15 protein-coding genes are annotated in these 17,069 nt (G+C 67.4%); 5 read left to right on the forward strand and 10 right to left on the reverse strand.

Annotated features, from left to right (window positions below):
• Positions 1-156: 156 nt before the first annotated feature.
• From WA965_RS29875 to WA965_RS29895, 5 genes are all read right to left on the reverse strand, one after another.
• Positions 157-1,767, reverse strand: a complete 1,611-nt coding sequence (locus WA965_RS29875) for an ABC-F family ATP-binding cassette domain-containing protein (protein ID WP_526296532.1) — start codon at positions 1,765-1,767, stop codon at positions 157-159.
• Positions 1,768-1,887: 120 nt separating this feature from the next.
• Complete coding sequence (gene dapE / locus WA965_RS29880; RefSeq protein ID WP_526296534.1) at positions 1,888-2,952, reverse strand: succinyl-diaminopimelate desuccinylase; 1,065 nt, start codon at positions 2,950-2,952, stop codon at positions 1,888-1,890.
• A gap of 37 nt (positions 2,953-2,989) precedes the next feature.
• The gene (locus WA965_RS29885; RefSeq protein WP_526296536.1) at positions 2,990-4,012 is read right to left on the reverse strand and encodes an aminotransferase class IV; all 1,023 of its coding nucleotides are present in this window, start codon (positions 4,010-4,012) and stop codon (positions 2,990-2,992) included.
• Positions 4,013-4,042: 30 nt separating this feature from the next.
• Positions 4,043-5,545, reverse strand: coding sequence for an amino acid permease (locus WA965_RS29890; RefSeq protein ID WP_526448321.1), 1,503 nt, complete (start codon positions 5,543-5,545; stop codon positions 4,043-4,045).
• Positions 5,546-5,697: 152 nt separating this feature from the next.
• Positions 5,698-6,624: a LysR family transcriptional regulator gene (locus WA965_RS29895; RefSeq protein WP_526296540.1), complete on the reverse strand. Its 927-nt coding sequence runs from the start codon at positions 6,622-6,624 to the stop codon at positions 5,698-5,700.
• Positions 6,625-6,660: 36 nt separating this feature from the next.
• Between WA965_RS29895 and dapD the strand changes: the two genes are divergently transcribed.
• A complete protein-coding gene (gene dapD, locus WA965_RS29900) occupies positions 6,661-7,635 on the forward strand; it encodes a 2,3,4,5-tetrahydropyridine-2,6-dicarboxylate N-succinyltransferase (RefSeq protein ID WP_526296542.1) in 975 nt (324 codons plus the stop codon).
• Here the strand turns inward: dapD and WA965_RS29905 are convergent, their stop codons facing one another.
• The 3 genes from WA965_RS29905 to WA965_RS29915 form a co-directional block, all read right to left on the reverse strand.
• A complete protein-coding gene (locus tag WA965_RS29905) occupies positions 7,636-8,244 on the reverse strand; it encodes a M15 family metallopeptidase (RefSeq protein ID WP_526448322.1) in 609 nt (202 codons plus the stop codon).
• 71 nt (positions 8,245-8,315) lie between these two features.
• Positions 8,316-8,663 (reverse strand): VOC family protein, encoded by a 348-nt coding sequence (locus WA965_RS29910; RefSeq protein WP_526296544.1) that lies wholly within the window; start codon positions 8,661-8,663, stop codon positions 8,316-8,318.
• On the reverse strand, positions 8,654-10,072 hold the full coding sequence (locus WA965_RS29915; protein ID WP_526296546.1) for an AMP-binding protein: 1,419 nt from the start codon (positions 10,070-10,072) through the stop codon (positions 8,654-8,656). Before WA965_RS29915 ends, WA965_RS29910 begins: the two co-directional genes overlap by 10 nt.
• Before the next feature lie 31 nt (positions 10,073-10,103).
• Here WA965_RS29915 and WA965_RS29920 point away from each other — a divergent pair, with 31 nt between their 5' ends.
• The 3 genes from WA965_RS29920 to WA965_RS29930 all read left to right on the forward strand — a co-directional run bounded on the left by WA965_RS29920 (position 10,104) and on the right by WA965_RS29930 (position 13,069).
• Positions 10,104-10,640, forward strand: coding sequence for an NUDIX domain-containing protein (locus WA965_RS29920; protein ID WP_526296548.1), 537 nt, complete (start codon positions 10,104-10,106; stop codon positions 10,638-10,640).
• A 154-nt stretch (positions 10,641-10,794) separates the two neighbouring features.
• Positions 10,795-11,295, forward strand: coding sequence for an Rv2253 family sensor-like surface protein (locus WA965_RS29925; RefSeq protein ID WP_526296550.1), 501 nt, complete (start codon positions 10,795-10,797; stop codon positions 11,293-11,295).
• Between the two features lie 112 nt (positions 11,296-11,407).
• Positions 11,408-13,069: a nucleobase:cation symporter-2 family protein gene (locus WA965_RS29930; protein WP_526448323.1), complete on the forward strand. Its 1,662-nt coding sequence runs from the start codon at positions 11,408-11,410 to the stop codon at positions 13,067-13,069.
• A gap of 112 nt (positions 13,070-13,181) precedes the next feature.
• Here WA965_RS29930 and WA965_RS29935 read toward each other — a convergent pair whose 3' ends face one another.
• Together WA965_RS29935 and pruA are read right to left on the reverse strand one after the other, a co-directional pair.
• Positions 13,182-14,174 carry a proline dehydrogenase family protein gene (locus WA965_RS29935; RefSeq protein ID WP_526296554.1) on the reverse strand — a complete coding sequence of 331 codons (993 nt, stop codon included), beginning with the start codon at positions 14,172-14,174 and terminating at the stop codon, positions 13,182-13,184.
• A gap of 2 nt (positions 14,175-14,176) precedes the next feature.
• The gene (gene pruA / locus WA965_RS29940; RefSeq protein WP_526296556.1) at positions 14,177-15,805 is read right to left on the reverse strand and encodes an L-glutamate gamma-semialdehyde dehydrogenase; all 1,629 of its coding nucleotides are present in this window, start codon (positions 15,803-15,805) and stop codon (positions 14,177-14,179) included.
• 92 nt (positions 15,806-15,897) lie between these two features.
• On the opposite strand from pruA, the gene WA965_RS29945 reads away from it, so the two are divergent.
• A partial coding sequence (locus WA965_RS29945; protein WP_526448324.1) for a PucR family transcriptional regulator occupies positions 15,898-17,069 on the forward strand: 1,172 nt, incomplete at its 3' end.

The raw sequence follows: 17,069 nt of genomic DNA on the forward strand, positions 1-17,069 counted from the left end.
GGTCAAGGCCGCCGAGCGTGGCGCCCAGAACGCGGTGGCGCTGCGGGCCGCGGTCGACGCGGTACGCCTCGGCGATCCGCGGGGAGTCGACACCCTGGCCCGGCTGTGCGGGCAGGTCGACTGCCACTTCGGCCGTACCGCGCTGGCGGCCGTCCACTAGCCCTCCACCAGCCTGCCATCCGCGAGGTGCAGCACACGTTCCACGCCGATCGCGGTCAGGAACGAGTTGTCGTGGCTGACCACGACGAACGCTCCCCGGTAGGAGGCCAGCGCGTTCTCCAACTGGGCGACGCTACCGAGGTCGAGGTTGTTGGTCGGCTCGTCGAGCAGTAACAGGTGCGGCGCCGGTTCGGCGAAGAGCACACATGCCAGAGTTGCGCGGAGCCGCTCACCTCCAGACAGGGCCGAGACGACTCTGTCGACGTCGTCATCACCGAACAGGAACTGCGCCAACAGGTGTCTGCGCCGCGTCACAGACAGGCTCGGCGCGAAGTCCGCGAGATTCTCGGCGAGCGTCCTGTCGCCGTCGAGAAGATCGAGGCGCTGCGACAGGTACGCCACCCGCCCGTCGGCCACGTGGACTGTGCCCTCGTCGGGGGCGATGTCCCCCAGCAGGGTCCGCAGCAGCGTCGTCTTGCCTGCTCCGTTGGCTCCGGTCAGTGCGATCCGTTCCGGGCCGCGGACCGCGAGATTCGCCTCTCGCACCACCGCACGGCCGCCTCGCCGGACGCATAACCCGTTGACCTCCAATACCGTTCGGCCTGCAGGTGTCGCACTGTCAGGCACCTCGAGGACAAGGTCGGCATCGTCGCGAAGCGCCTGCTCAGCCCCTTCGAGACGGGCCCTCGCGCCGTCGATCCGCTTGGCGTGGACGTCGTCGGTACGTCCCGCGGTTTCCTGCGCTCGCCGTTTCATCGCGCCCGCGACGATCTTCGGCAACCCGGCATCCTTGAGGGTGCGCTTGGCGGTGCCCGACCGTCGGGCCGTCCGCTCCCTGGACTGTTGCCGCTGGCGTTTCTCGTGTTTGAGGTGTTGCTCGGCGCTGCGCACCGCAGTCTGCGCTGCGTGCTGGGTCTGCTCCACCGCGGCCCGGTAGGCGGTGAAATCGCCCCCGTAGAACACGATCTCACCGCGGTACAGCTCGGCGATCCGGTCCATCCGGTCCAGCAGCACCCGATCGTGGCTGACCAGCAGAAGACAACCGGTGAAGTCGTCGAGCGCGCTGTAGAGCCGCGCTCGGGCAGCGGTGTCGAGGTTGTTGGTCGGCTCGTCGAGCAGCAGCACATCGGGGCGCCGCAACAGTTCCCGGGCGACACCGAGGGTGACCACCTCACCGCCCGACAGCGTGCGCAGCGACCGGTCGAGCGTGACATGGCCGAGACCGAGACGATCGAGTTCAGCGCGGGCGCGTTCCTCGATGTCCCAGTCCTCCCCGATGGCGGCGAACACGGACTCGCTGGAATCGCCCGCGGTCAACGCATCCAGTGCCTCGATCGTGGCCGCGACCCCGAGCAGTTCGGCGACGGTGCGGTCGTCGAGCAGCGGCAGCGTCTGGGGCAGGTAACCGATTGTGCCGTCGACGGTCACCGACCCGGCGGTGGGTCGAAGGTCACCGGCGATCACGCGCAGCAACGCGCTCTTGCCTGCACCGTTGGGGGCGACCAGCCCGGTTCGGCCGGGTCCGACCGTGAACGACAGGTCGGTGAACAGCGGTGTGTCGTCGGGCCAGGAAAAGGACACACCGGAAAAACTCACGGAGGAAGACATACGGGATCTCTCGAGAAGCGGGCAGCAGAACGCCCGACGATCAGAGGTGGACGGTGAGGTCTCCGGAGCTATCCGGAGATGTCGTCTGCTCCCAGCATGGTTTCCAGGCTAGCGGCGGCGTCAACCGATTAAGTAGCGGCGCAACGTGTCGGTGGTCGCGGTGATCTGCTCCACGTCGACGCGCTCGTCGGCGCGGTGCGCCAGGTTGGGGTCACCGGGGCCGTAGTTGACGGCGGGAATGCCCAACGCCGCGAACCGGGCGACGTCGGTCCAGCCGTACTTCGCGCGGACCTGCCCACCGGCGGCCTCGACCAGGGCGGCCGCGGCCGGTCGGGTGAGGCCCGGTAGCGCACCTGCCGCCGAGTCCGTGAGCTCCATGCCGACATCGAGTCCGTCGAAGACCTCGCGCACGTGCGCGAAGGCCTGTTCGACGGTGCGGTCCGGGGCGAACCGGAAGTTGACCGTCAGCGTCGCCGCGTCCGGGATGACGTTTCCGGCGATGCCACCGTCGATGCGTACCGCCGAAAGTCCCTCGCGGTACTCGCATCCATCGATGTCCACGCTGCGCGGCCGGTACTCCGCGAGCCTGGCGAGCACCTCACCCAGCTTGTGGATGGCGTTGTCTCCCAACCAGGATCGCGCAGAATGCGCACGTGTGCCCGCGGCGCTGAGCACCACACGCAGGGTGCCCTGGCACCCGGCCTCGATGAAGCCCCCCGACGGCTCCCCGAGGATCGCCACGTCGGCTTCGAGCCACTCGGGCATCTGCCGCTCGATGCGGCCGAGTCCGTTGGCCGACGCCTCGACCTCCTCGCAGTCGTACATCACCAGCGTGATGTCGTGGGCGGGGTCGGCGACGGTGGCGGCCAGGTGCAGGAACACCGCGTCCCCCGACTTCATGTCCGAGGTTCCGCAGCCGTGGAGCACACCGTCGACGAGCCGACTGGGCAGGTTGTCGGCGGCGGGCACCGTGTCGGTGTGGCCGGCGAGCAACACCCGCGACGGCCTGCCCAGGTTGGTGCGGGCGAGCACCGCGTCACCGTGCCGCACCACCTCGAAACCGGTGGTCTGCTCGCGCAGCGCAACCTCGATCTCGTCGGCGATGCGCGTCTCGTGACGCGATTCGCTGGGGATGTCCACCAGCGCCGCGGTGAGCGCAACAGGGTCGCGTCGTAGATCCAGCACGGGTCACCACGTTAGTCGCTCGCCCCCGGGGGCCGCGTCAGTACCGGATGGGCTCGATCAGCGGCGAGGGCTCGTCCATCAATGCCCAGAACCGGTCCCGGATGGCGACCGTCATCGGCCCCGGCACGCCGTTCCCGATCGGTTCACCGTCCAGGGTGTTGATCGGAGTGACGCCACCCGCGGTGGTCACGGCCATCAGCTCGTCAGCGTCATAGAGTTCACGGCTGGAGACGTCCCGCAGCGTCGCTTCGATACCCATCGTCTCGGCGATCTCGAACACTGTCTTGCGGGTGATGCCGGGCAGGGCGTTCCGCGACGGTGAGGCCAGCTTGCCGTCCTTGACGACACAGACGTTGAAGCCGGGGCCCTCGGCAACGCAGTTGTCGGAGTCCAGAAGGATCGCGGTGCGTGCGCCCCGGTCCTTGGCCTCGAAGCTGGCGGCCGTCAAATCACCCCACTGGTAGTTCTTGATCGTCGGATCCACCGTATTGCGGCCGGCGCGCCGGACGTGGCGCGGCACGATCGCGGTGGTGCCGAAGATCTGCTCGTCCGGCGGGAACGCCCACAGATAGGGGATGGCGTAGATGTAGACCTGATGGGTGAGCTTCGACAAATCCTTCTCCCCCTTCTTCTTTCCGTACCCACGGGTGACCGTCAGGTTGACGAACGACTCACGCAACTGCGACATCGAAACGCACTTCTTGGTGATCTCGGCGAGTTCGTCCTTGCTCATCCCGGCATCGAGCCGAAGCTTGCGGGCGCCGTCGAGCAGCCGGTCGATGTGGTCGTCAAGCCGGAAGATGTTGCCATGCCACACATGCGCGACGGTGTAGGTCACATCGGAGTGCCCGAAACCGGTGTCGAAGATCGAGATCCTGGCGTCCTCGGCGGGAATGAACTCGCCCTCGATCCACGCCACGCCACCCGCGAACGGGCTGGACGTGTCGAGTTCGTAGTCGCTGTACTGGATCACCGATCCCGGTGGCGTGTTCTCGCGGATGGCGGCGCCCGGTTCGACGGCGACCAGGTTGCTGGTGCCGATGTCTGCGGTAGTGGTCATTGCCTGAAGTCCTTTGCTGGTAGCTGATTTTCAGTCGGAGTGGGTCTTGGCGTAGTTCTGCCCGGCGTCACCATTTCGCAGCCGCGCCTTGAGGCCGGTCGCCCACCAGATCGCGGCGACGACGACGATCCCGAGGAACACCCATTTGTTGCTGGCGAACTGTGGCAGGAATACCAGGTTGGCGGCGACCCCGAGGAACACCACCAGCGCGGTGATGTAGACCGGCAGCCGCCAGCGGCCGAGGTCGAATGTGCCGGGCTCCGGCGCCGGAATGGTGCCCCTGCGGTAACCCACGAGCAGTCCGATGGTCTGCAGGATGTAGACGAAGAAGAACAGCAACGAGGCGATACCGAGAATGAAGCTGAAGGCCTTCTCGTTGACCAGTGCCGACAACAGCAACAGGGTCGACAGGCCGCCGAGGCAGAGGATCGAATAGGTGGGCGTCTTGCGGGTCGGCGAGACGTGGCGCCAGATGTGTGAGAACGGCAGCATGTTGTCGCGGGCCATCGAGTAGGCCAGCCGGGTGGCGACCAGGATGTTGGCCAGCAGGCAGGCCAGGATGTTTGTCAGCGCCACGGCCACAATGATTTTGGTGACGACAGGCCCGGCCTGCTGGTTGATGATCTCCTCGATGGGCGCCGCGGAGTTGGCGGCAACAGCATCGGTATCGCGGATGGCCAGGACGAACACGATGTACATCGTCAACTCGATCACGATGGACGCCACCAGGGCGTACATCATCGTGCGCGGCACCACGTGCCGGGCGTTCTTGGTCTCCTCGGCCACATCGGCGCCGGACTCGACGCCGATCAATCCGAAGAAAGGTCCAAGAGCTGCGGCCAACCAGGCGATCATGTAGGAGTCCTTGTCGCCGGATTCTCCACCGGTGAACAGCACCGACAACGGTTGGTGGTTCTCGGGTGACGAGAACGCGATGATCGCGATCAGAGCGGTCGCACCGACGGTGACGACGAGTTCCAGGCTGACGCCGATGTTGTTGACCATCGTCGCGAACTTGACGCCATAGATGTTGATCAGCACGCAGAGGAAGACGACGCCGATCGCGACCAGGATCTGCGCGGTCTGCGTCATCGCCCAGCCGAACAACCCGCCGAGATAGCCGGACAGGATGAAGCCGACGCCCGTCATGCCACAGACCCAGCCCATCAAAGCGATGAACCCGGTGAACCAGGCCAGGTCCGGACCGTTGATCCGGCTGATCCACTGATACGAGTAGCCGGCCAGCGGGAGCTTGGCGGTCAGGTCGGCGGCGATGAACGCCCACAGGGCGAACACCGCGCCGGCGAGCAGCAGCGTCCAGACGAACGGGGCTCCTGCCGAGAAGTAGCCGGCGCCGAAGCCGGTGAACACGGCGGTCGTGGCACTGATCGTCGCAAACCCGATCGCGAAGGACGCCCACGTCCCGACCGAGCGGTCGAGCTTCTGGACATACCCGAGCTCGGCGAGCTTCCGGTCTTCGGTGTTCAGCGCTGGTGGCGATGAATCGGTGGGGCGTGCGGGGGCATCGGTCATGGTCTCTCCAGGTCAGACGCAGGGGGCGAGAGTAGCGACGGATTCAGAACGGGTTATCGAGGAACTGATGACAGGGAAGCCCTGTTTGGCGCACACCGGAAGTTCGATGTTTTGATGTGCTCATAAGCTGCGGTTATCAATGCCGGTCATAACTAGGTCGCCGACGCTTGCCGGTCCCGACCGTCGCCGAAGTTCCAGTGCTCTTGGACGTACCGGACCAGCGCCTCGGCCTGCGGACTCAGGGCCGCCGGATTCCACGCGAGAGCCGTGTGGCTGGGCGGCCGATCTGTGATCGGCACGTAGACGATGCCCGGACGGTCGTAGAACCGGGCCACCGAGGAGGTCGTGAAGCTGATGCCGAGCCCCCGGGCGATCGAGGTCGTCTCCGCTTCGTACGTCGCTGCAACAGCCGCGATGTTCGGGGGGCGGTTGCCACGGACGTCCATCGCCAGCCAGTAATCGCGCCAGGTGCCCGCGGTCAGCGGCGCGCACACGATGGGATCGTCGAGGAGCTCGGAAATGCCGACCTCGGCCCGTTCGGCCAACCGGTGATCCCGTGGCAGGCAGGCCATCCAGGACTCGGAGTCCAGGATCAACATGCGATGGTTGGGCAGATCGACCGGCGGACGGATCAGCGCGACCTCGGTCGCCCCGTCGGCCAAACCTGCAGTGGGGTCGGAGAAGTCGAATTCGATGGGCTCGACCGTCACGTCCGGATAGGCGGATTCGAAATGACGGGCGACCCGGAACAAGAGATCCGCGCCTGTGCCGATCAGGTAGCCGAGGCGCAACCGGCCCTGCCGGGTGCCGGACAGCGTGACGAGATTCTCGACGACGGCGTCCACACCGGCCAGGGCCTGCTGCACCTGCGGCAGCCAGGCGGCGCCCAGATCGGTCAGTGCCACCTCGCGCGTGTTCCGGGTGAACAGCACAACTCCGAACTGGTGCTCGAGTTGCTTGATCGCGGTCGACAGCGCCGGTTGGGTGATGAACAACATCTCCGCTGCACGCCGGTAGTTCAACTCCTCACCGAGCGCGGCGAAGTATCGCAGCTGGCGCAATGTCACGTCCCCGCTCATGATGCGCCTCCTCGCTGGTCGGGACCCCGTGAAGCGATGCTAGGCGCACCGGTAGCCTGGAGCACCGTGACTGGAGCATCAGGCGTCGGAGTGGCGACGATCGCGGCCGACGGAACCGTCCTCGACACGTGGTTCCCGGCACCCGAGCTGATCGGCGACGGCCCGTCGGGTACGGCCCGGCTCTCGGTGGCCGAGGTACCCGAGGAACTGGCCGCCCTGGCCGGGCGCGACGACGACCGCGACGTCGAGACCGTGGTGGTGCGGACCGTCATCGCGTCGCTCGACGACAAGCCCGCCGACGGGTACGACGCCTACCTGCGGTTGCACCTGCTCTCCCACCGCCTGGTCCAGCCGCGCGGCGCGAACCTGGACGGAATCTTCGGGGTGCTGGCCAACGTCGTGTGGACCAGCCACGGCCCATGCTCGATCGACGGTTTCGAGATCGTGCGGGCCCGACTGCGCAGGCGCGGCCAGGTCACCGTCTACGGGGTCGACAAGTTCCCCCGGATGGTCGACTACGTGGTCCCCTCCGGCGTGCGCGTCGCCGACGCCGACCGGGTCCGGCTGGGCGCGCACCTGGCATCGGGCACCACGGTCATGCATGAGGGCTTCGTGAACTACAACGCGGGCACGCTGGGCTCCTCGATGGTCGAGGGCAGGATCTCGGCCGGTGTGGTGGTCGACGACGGCTCAGACGTCGGCGGCGGCGCCTCGATCATGGGCACGCTGTCGGGCGGTGGCAAGGAGGTCATCTCGGTGGGCAAGCGGTGCCTGCTCGGCGCCAACGCCGGCCTGGGCATCTCCCTGGGCGACGACTGCGTCATCGAAGCGGGGCTCTACGTCACCGCCGGCACCAAGGTGCAGACAGGCGATGGTCAGACCGTCAAGGCGCGCGAGCTGTCCGGGGCGAACAACCTGCTGTTCCGCCGCAACTCGGTGACCGGAGCGGTCGAGGTCGTCAAGCGCGACGGCACCGGCATCACCCTCAACGAGGCGCTGCACGCCAACTAGTCACCCCGCGGCGTTGGGTCGTAGCGGCGGGCAGTTGCCGTTCATGTCGGCGGCGAGCTCGAAGTGCCAGATCTCGTTGGCGTAGATCTGACACAGCCCGAAGCGGCTGCCGTTGGCGATCAACCACATGTCGGCCTCGACCGGACCGATGTCGATCGCCTGTCCGGTGACGTGCTTGGACACCTCGGGCGTTGCGACGAACTCGGCGGCGCCGCCAACACTGCCGTAGCTGACCACCGCGTTGTCGAACAGCCTCTGCTGGAAGCCTTTCGAACGCCACCCTGAGGTGACCCAGAGCTGGACACCCTGAGCCTCCGCCGCACGGGCCGCTTCCTGGACTGCCTGCAGCAATGCCGGGTCGAGTTGCGAGAGAATGGGATTCGACACATCGAACGGTGACAGCATGGTGCCGTCGGGCAACCAGCCGCCGGTGGTGTCGACCGCAGCGGGTCCGATGTCGAAGGTATCGCCGGGTGCTGGTGCCGGCGGTACAGGAGCCGGGGGTTCGGGAGCCGGGGGTACCAGAATGCTGGTCTGCACCAGGGCGACCTCGGGAGACTGCCCACACGCCGAGACCAGCAGGACACCGAGCGCGCCGCCGATCGCCACGAGCGCGCGCGAAATGCCGGCCGGGCGCGGCGTGTCGTGTGCAGACCCGCGCGCTCGCGGGGAATGGGGGGTCACGGAGCGGCCAGGATGCAGAACTCGTTTCCCTCGGGATCGGCGAGCACCACCCAACTCTGGTCACCCTGCCCGACGTCGACATGCTTGGCGCCCAAGGCGAGCACCCGCGCGACCTCGGCGTTCTGGTCCTCAGGGGTGAAATCGAAGTGGATGCGGTTCTTGACCACCTTGCCGTCGGGTACCGCGAGGAACAGCCAGTCCGGTCCCGCGCCGTCGGGGGCCCGCAGCTTCACGTCGCCGTCCTCGGTGGGCTCCTGCGGCCAGCCCAGCACCTGCGACCACCACGATGCCAGCGCATGGATGTCGGCGGCATCGATGCAGACCTCGGTGAACCTCAAACCCATTGCATCAGTTCCTTCTTCAGCACCTTACCCATGGCGTTGCGGGGCAGACTGTCCACCAGTCTCACCACACGTGGCCGCTTGTGCGCCGAGAGTTGTTGTGCCACGAAATCGATCAGCTCATCGGGCGCCGCGTCACCGACCACGAACGCGACGATGCGTTGACCGAGATCCTCGTCGGGGGCACCGACCACCGCGACTTCCCGCACGCCGGCATGCCCCAGAAGCACGGTCTCGATCTCCCCCGCGCCCACCCGAAAGCCTCCGGTCTTGATGAGGTCGACCGATTCCCGGCCCACGATCCGGTGCATCCCGTCGTGGTCGATGACGGCGACATCGCCGGTGTGGTACCACCCGTCGGCGCTGAGCACCTCCGCGGTGGCGTCCGGACGGTTGAGGTAGCCGTCGAACATCGTGGGGCTCTTGACGTGCAGCCGTCCGATGGTTTCCCCGTCGTGAGGCACGTCGCCGCCGTCCTCGGAACCCAACCGCGTCTGGACGCCGATCAGCGGCAACCCGACCCAGCCGGGGCGGCGCTCCCCGGTCGCCAGGGTGCTCATCGTGATCAAGGCTTCGGTGCTGCCGTAGCGCTCCACGGGCTGATGTCCGCTCAGCGCGGCGAGCCCGTCGAAAACCGGAACCGGCAGCGGCGCGCTGCCGGAGACGAGCAGCCGCGCCGAGGACAGCGCCCGCGCCGCATCGCCGTCGTCCACGATCCGCGACCACACCGTCGGAACCCCGAATACCAACGATCCCCCGAGCTCGGACACCGCGTGAGCGTATGCCGCAGGGGCGGGTTTGCCGGTGTGCACGAAGCGATTCCCGATGCGCAGCGACCCCAGCAGTCCCAGCACCAGACCGTGCACGTGGTACAGCGGCAGCCCGTGCACCAGGGTGTCGTCGGCAGTCCACTGCCACGCCGTGGCAAGCATGTCGATGTCGGCGGCGATCGCACGACGGCTCATCACAACGCCCTTGGGCAACCCGGTGGTGCCGGAGGTGTAGACGATCAGCGCCGTGGCGTCAGGTGCCGGTTCGGCATACCGGTGCCAGGAGCGGGCGTGCAGCCTGACGGGGATGTGCCCGAGCCCCTCGGTGTCCTCGGGCTTGTCACCGAGCCAGGCCTGGGCACCGGAATCGGCGAGGATGTGACGCCGCTCGGCCACCCCGACATCGGCGGGCACGGGCACCACGGGCACCCCGGCGATCAGACAGCCCGCGATGGCGAGCACGGTGGCAGGTGTGGGCGTGGCCAGCACCGCGATCCGGCTCGCGTGACCGACACGTTCGGCGACCGAGGTCGCCGCACCGACCAGATCACTGCGGCTCAACGTCGTTCCGTCGATCCGCAACGCATCGGCAAGGTCTGCTCCGGCGGCGACGGCCGCGGGGTTCAAGGAGGCCAGCAGCACGGAAACTGAGGCTACTCCCCATACTGGAGCGGTGGATTCGATCCAGGCCGTGGGGTCGCGCGAGGTGTACCGGAACAACTGGCTGACCCTGAGGGAGGACGACATCCGCAGGCCCGACGGCAGCAGCGGCATCTACGCAGTCGTCGACAAGCCCGCCTATGCGCTGGTGATTCCCCAGGAAACCGACCGGTTCCACCTCGTCGAACAGTTCCGCTACCCCCTGGGCCTGAGGCGCTGGGAGTTTCCGCAGGGCACCGCACCAGGTCGGGCCGACATCGATCCGGCCGAGCTCGCCGCGCGCGAGCTCCGGGAGGAGACGGGGTTGCGTGCCGAGTCGATGACCGAACTCGGGCTGCTCGACGTCGCCCCCGGAATGAGCAGCCAGCGCGGGCGGGTCTTCCTCGCCACCGGGATCACCGAGGGTCCCCATGAGCGCGAGCACGAGGAACAGGACATGCGCAGCGCGTGGTTCACCCGCACCGAAGTCGAGGCGATGATGCGAGACGGCGTCATCACCGACGCGCAGTCGCTCGCCGCGTGGACGCTGCTGTTGCTCTCCGCGGGCTGACGCCGAGCACCGTTCCGCACGAACGTGATTCGTTCGCGGGCTCCGAGACCAACCCGTGATCCAACTGTGCCCCAACCCGCCGTGTCGGTCAGGCACGTTGACTGTCAGGACAATTAGGTTTCAACTGCCACACCCAGACCATCGTGAGGAATCCATGTCTGCCCGACGGGCGCGCACTGCACTCGCCACCGCGACTCTTGTTGCGGCCGCGGGTATTTGCACCGTAGCCACGGCGCAGGCAGCACCCGCGGAGTGGAGCGGGCGCTACACCATGGTGACCTTTGCATCGGACAAGATCGGTACCAGCATCGCCGCCCGCCAGCCCGAACCCGATTTCAGCGGGCAGTACACGTTCAGCACGTCCTGTGCGGGCACCTGCGTGGCCACCGCGGCCGACGGCCCGGCGCCGAGCAACCCCACCGTCCCGCAGCCGAGCCGCTACACGTGGGACGGCAAGCAGTGGGTGTTCAACTACAACTGGCAGTGGGAGTGCTTCCGGGGCGACGACGTGCCGCGCGAGTACGCCTCGGCCCGTTCGCTGGTGTTCTATGCGCCCACGCTGGACGGGTCGATGTACGGAACCTGGCGCACCGAGATCCTCGAGGGCGTGTGCAAGGGCAGCATCGTCATGCCCGTCGCGGCGTACCCGACGTAACCCCCCGGTCACAGACAGGGAAAACTCCCGAAACCAACGGCTTCGAAGATTGGGCCTTCGGCCCGGTCGCCATGTGGCGTGGGCAGCGCACAGGCGGGGAGCTGAGTTTCAGATGGCGACACTGACCAAGATCCTGACCCAGGGCAGAACAGGTAGGAGACCGGTCGACGAGGTTCCACCGCTGAAACGGCTGCTGCCCCTCGGTGTCCAGCATGTGCTGGCCATGTACGCCGGCGCGGTGGCGGTGCCGCTGATCGTCGGCGGCGCCATGGTCAGCGCGGGGCAACTGGAGCAGTCCGACATCGTCCACCTGATCATGGCCGACCTGTTCGTGGCCGGCATCGCGACCATCATCCAGGCCGTCGGGTTCTGGCGGTTCGGCGTGCGACTGCCGCTGATGCAGGGCGTGACGTTCGCCGCGGTGGGCCCGATGATCACCATCGGCCTGAACCACGGCGTGACCACGATCTACGGCTCGGTGATCGCGTGCGGGCTGTTCATGATGTTGCTCGCCCCGGTGTTCGGCAAGCTGATCCGCTTCTTCCCTCCGCTGGTCACCGGCACGATCATCCTGATCATCGGCGTGTCGCTGATGCGGGTGGCCGCCGGGTGGTTCGGCGGCGGCACCGCCACCGGCGCGGACTTCGGTTCACCCGCGGCGATCGGCATGGGCTTCTTCACCCTCGTCACGATTCTTGTCATCGAGAGGTTCGCGCCCGAGAGTCTGCGGCGGGTGTCGATCCTGCTGGGACTGCTCATCGGAACGATCGTGGCGATTCCGTTCGGCATGACCAACTGGAGCCACATGGGCGACTACAGCTGGATCGGCATCGTCACCCCGTTCCAGTTCGGGTTGCCGACCTTCGAGATCAGCTCGATCATCGCGCTGCTCATCGTCGGGATCGTGATCATGACCGAGACGACCGGCGACATCGTGGCGGTCGGCGAGATCGTCGACGAGAAGATCACCCCGCAGAAGCTGGCCGACGGATTGCGCGCCGACGGACTGGGCACCGTCATCGGCGGGGTGTTCAACACCTTTCCCTACACGGCGTTCGCCCAGAATGTGGGGCTCGTCGCGATCACCGGGGTCCGCACCCGCCATGTCGCGACCGTCGCCGGCATCATCCTGGTGCTCCTCGGTCTGCTGCCGAAGATGGCCGCGGTGGTGGAGGGCATCCCGCTGCCGGTGCTCGGCGGCGCCGGCGTGGCGCTCTTCGGCATGGTCGCGGCCAGCGGCATCCGCACGCTGACGAAGGTCAAGTTCACCAACACCAACATCCTGGTCGTGGCGATCTCGGTCGGTGTCGCCATGCTGACCGAGGCCAAGCTGTACTACACCGACCGGTCGCTGTCCGATTCGCCGGTCAATGTGGCGCTGGACCTGTACCACCAGTTCCCCGACTGGTTCCAGACGATCTTCCACTCCGGCATCTCGGCGGGCGCCATCACCGCGATCCTGCTGAACCTGTTGCTGAACAGTCGGACCGACGACGAGCAGCCGGGCGACCTGGCGGCTCACGACGCGCCCCGCGGCGCGCTGCCCGACCCGCTGGACGCTCTGCGGGCCGCCGATCCGTCGACCTCGCCCGAGGAGTTGGAGGCCCTGGCCCGCAAGCGGCCTGAGTTGCACACGATCATCGTCACCAATCCGTCGACGTATGTGACGACGTGCGACTGGATCAAGGAGCAGGGCAACCCGCAGGTCGACCAGGTGTATCAGAAGTGGGACGAGGTCACCGAGGGCAGATTCTCGAAACGCACCCGCGACTGAGGGCACAAGGACTCATCGAGACTGCAGTCAGGGCGCAGATGTTCGAGAGAACCGCGCCATGAGCGCAGTCTCAACGCCGTGGGCTCAACGGCGTTGGCTCAGCGCCGTCGGCTCAGCGGCGTTCGGCGAGCGCCCGCAGGAAGAACGTGAGGTTGGCCGGACGCTCGGCGAGCCGCCGGACGAAGTAGCCGTACCACTGGGTGCCGAAGGGTACGTAGACGCGCACATGATTGCCTTCCTGGGCAAGCCTGCGTTGCTCGGCGTCGCGGATACCGTAGAGCATCTGGTACTCGAAATCGTCGACGCCGCGGCTGTTCTCGCGAACCAGTCCCGGTACGGCGGCGATGATCTCGGGGTCGTGGGAGGCCACCATCGGATAGCCGTCACCGGCCATCAGCACGCCCAGACACCGCAGGTAGGAATCGGTGACCGCCTCCCGGTCCCGGAAGGCGACGGACGCCGGCTCGTCGTAAGCGCCCTTGCACAACCGGATCCGGGCGCCGCCCGACGATTCCTCGGGCGAGGAGCCGACGGGACCGCCGGCGAACTCGACACAGTCGGCGTGGGTGCGCTTGAGGTAGGCCTGTAGCACCGTGCCCACCCACTGGAAGTCGGTGCGTAGCTCGCGCACGATCGACAGCGTCGAGTCGGTGGTGGTGTGGTCTTCGGCGTCGACGGTCACCCAGATCCCCGACTGTTGGGCCCGTTCGCAGATCGCACGCGCATTCTCCAGCGCGATCTTCTCACCGTCGCGTGGCAGCGCCTGGCCCAGTGCGGACAGTTTGAGCGACACCTCCAGTGGAAGGACCTCGTCGCGCGCTTCGCCACGGCCAGCCAGGGCTTCCAACAGCTGCAGGTATGCCTCGACGGTGGCCTCGGCGGTATCGGCGTCGGTGACGTCCTCCCCGAGGTAGTCGATCGAGACCAGGCGGCGGGAAACCCTAAGCGGCTCAACTGAACTCATCACCTCGGTGATGCTCTCCCCGGGAACGAATCGATGGACGACGTCGCGCGTCATCGGCAACCGCTCGGCCGTCCGGCGCAGCCCCTCGCGGTCGCCCGCAGCGAGGATCACCGGCCGGGCGAATCGCTCGAACATGCCCATTGTCACGACTCCATGTGCGGATAGCCGTGATCGGTGGGTGGCACGAACGTCTCCTTGATCGACCGGGCCGAGGTCCAGCGCAGCAGGTTCTGCGGCGAACCGGCCTTGTCGTTGGTGCCCGACGCGCGCGAACCGCCGAACGGCTGTTGACCCACCACCGCGCCGGTCGGTTTGTCGTTGACGTAGAAGTTGCCCGCTGCGTGCCGAAGTCGTTGCTCGGCCTGCAGCACCGCGGATCGGTCGTCGGCGATCACCGCACCGGTCAGGGCGTATCGGGCCCCGGCGTCGACGACGTCGAGAATCCGCCCGTAGTCCGCGTCGGGGTACACATGTACCGCCAGGATGGGACCGAAGTACTCGGTCGAGAACGCCTCGTCGGTCGGATCGTCGGACAGCAACACCGTGGGCCTGACGAAATAGCCTTCGCTGTCGTCGTATTCGCCGCCGGCCGCGATCGTCACATTCGCCGCACTCTTCGCTCGCTCGATGGCGTTGACGTTCTTGGCGAACGCCCGCTCGTCGATCAGCGCGCCACCGTAGTTGGCGAGATCGGTGACGTCGCCGAAGCGCAGCGCGTCGGTGGCACCGAGGAAGTCGTCGCCCATCTGCTGCCACAGCGAGCGTGGGATGAACGCCCGCGACGCGGCTGAACACTTCTGTCCCTGGTAGTCGAACGCACCACGAATCAGGGCTGTGCGCAACACCTCTGGTCGGGCCGACGCATGAGCGACGACGAAGTCCTTGCCGCCGGTCTCGCCGACCAGTCGGGGGTAGGTGTCGTAGCGGTCGATGTGGGTGCCGACCTCACGCCACAGATGCTGGAAGGTCGCGGTCGAACCGGTGAAGTGGATGCCGGCCAGCCTGCTGTCGGCCAGCACCACGTCCGAGACCGCTTTCCCGTCCCCGGTCAGCAGGTTGATCACCCCGGGGGGCAACCCGGCCGCCTCGAGCAACTGCATCGTCTGGTACGCCGCGAACGTCTGCGTGGGGGACGGTTTCCACACCACGGTGTTACCCATCAGCGCCGGCGCGGTGGGCAGGTTCCCGGCGATGGCAGTGAAGTTGAAGGGGGTGATCGCGTAGACGAACCCTTCCAGCGGGCGGTAGTCGGTGCGGTTCCACACGCCCCGCGAGCTGACCGGCTGCTGGGCCAGGATCTGGCGGGCGAAGCCGACGTTGAAGCGCCAGAAGTCGATGAGTTCGCACGGCGAGTCGATCTCGGCCTGATACGCGGTCTTGGATTGCCCCAGCATCGTGGCGGCCGCGACGCGCTCCCGCCACGGCCCCGCCAACAGGTCGGCGGCGCGCAGGAACACCGCGGCGCGTTCGTCGAACGGCGTGGCCTCCCACTGCGCCTTGGCTGCCACGGCCGCCTCGACGGCAGCGGCGGCGTCGGCGTGGTCGGCGTTGGTCAGGGTGCCCAGCGTCGCCGAATGTCGGTGCGGCTGAACCACGTCCACGCGGGTGCCGGCGCCCATCCGGTGCTTACCGCCGATGACGTGGGGCAGGTCGATCGGGTTCGCCGCCAGACTGCTCAGCGCGTCGGCGAGGCGGGTGCGTTCCGGTGATCCCGGCGCGTATTCGTGGATCGGTTCGTTCTGCGGCAGGGGTACGTCGGTGATGGCGTCCATGCAGCAACGATCCCTGTTTCGTCACCGATATCCGATAGTCGATCGGACAAGTCCTGGCACACTGGGTAGTCGAATCGGACAAAGGAGCGACGATGGCGGCCACGCCGGGCGGTCTCGGGTTCGGGCAGTTGCTGCTCGCGTTGGACCGCACGATGGTCACGCTGGTCGAGGCCCCTCGTGGGCTGGACATGCCGGTGAGTTCGGTGGCGCTCGTGGATGCCGACGACGTCCGGTTGGGTCTGTCGGTCGGCCCCGGTTCGGCTGATCTGTTCTTCCTGCTCGGGGCGTCCGACGTCGAGGCCGTGGGCTGGCTCGAACACCATGCGGGCCGGCCGGTCGCGATCTTCGTCAAGGAACCCACCCCCACTGCGGTGGCCCGGGCGGTCGCACTGGGCACTGCCGTCGTCGCCGTCGAACCCCGGGCCCGCTGGGAGCACCTGTACCGCCTGGTGAACTACGCCCTGGACCACCACGGCGACCGCAACGACCCCGACCGCGAGTCCGGCACCGATCTGTTCGGCCTGGCGCAATCGATCGCCGATCGCACCCGCGGCATGATCTGCATCGAGGACGCCGACAGCCACATGCTGGCCTACTCGGCCTCCAGCGAGGAAGCCGACGAGTTGAGGCGGTTGACCATCCTGGGCCGCACGGGACCGGCAGAGCATCTGGAGTGGATCGGGCAGTGGGGGATCTTCGATGCGCTGCGGTCGGGCACCGAGGTGGTCCGCGTCGCCGAGCGTCCCGAGTTGGGCCTGCGGCCCCGGCTGGCCGTCGGTGTGCATCTGCCCCGCACCGATGGCCGCCCCACCCCGCGGTTCGCCGGAACCATCTGGCTCCAGCAGGGGTCGACACCGCTGAGCGAGGACGCCGAGCAGATCCTGCGCGGCGGAGCGGTGTTGGCGGCCCGGATCATGTCCCGACTGGCGGCCGTGCCGTCACAGCACGCCGCACGCGTGCAACAGATGCTCGGCCTGACGGGCGCAGATACCGAGGACGTCGTTGCACTGGCCCGAGAGCTCGGCATTCCCGCCGACGCCCGCGCCGCCCTCGTCGGGTTCCGGGCGCTCGACGGAGTCGTCCCGCCTGATGTGATCGCTTTGAGCGCCAGCGCTTTCCGCGTCGATGCCCAGATCGCCTCAGCTGGTGACCGCGTCTATGTGCTGCTGCCGAAGATCACCGCCGCGGCAACGGTCACGTCGTGGGCCCGCGGCGTGGTCGCCGCGTTGGGCCGCGAACTCGGCATCGACGTCCGCGCCGTGAC

Origin of the sequence: Mycobacterium sp., from assembly GCF_049683935.1 — a bacterium.
Taxonomy (GTDB): domain Bacteria; phylum Actinomycetota; class Actinomycetes; order Mycobacteriales; family Mycobacteriaceae; genus Mycobacterium.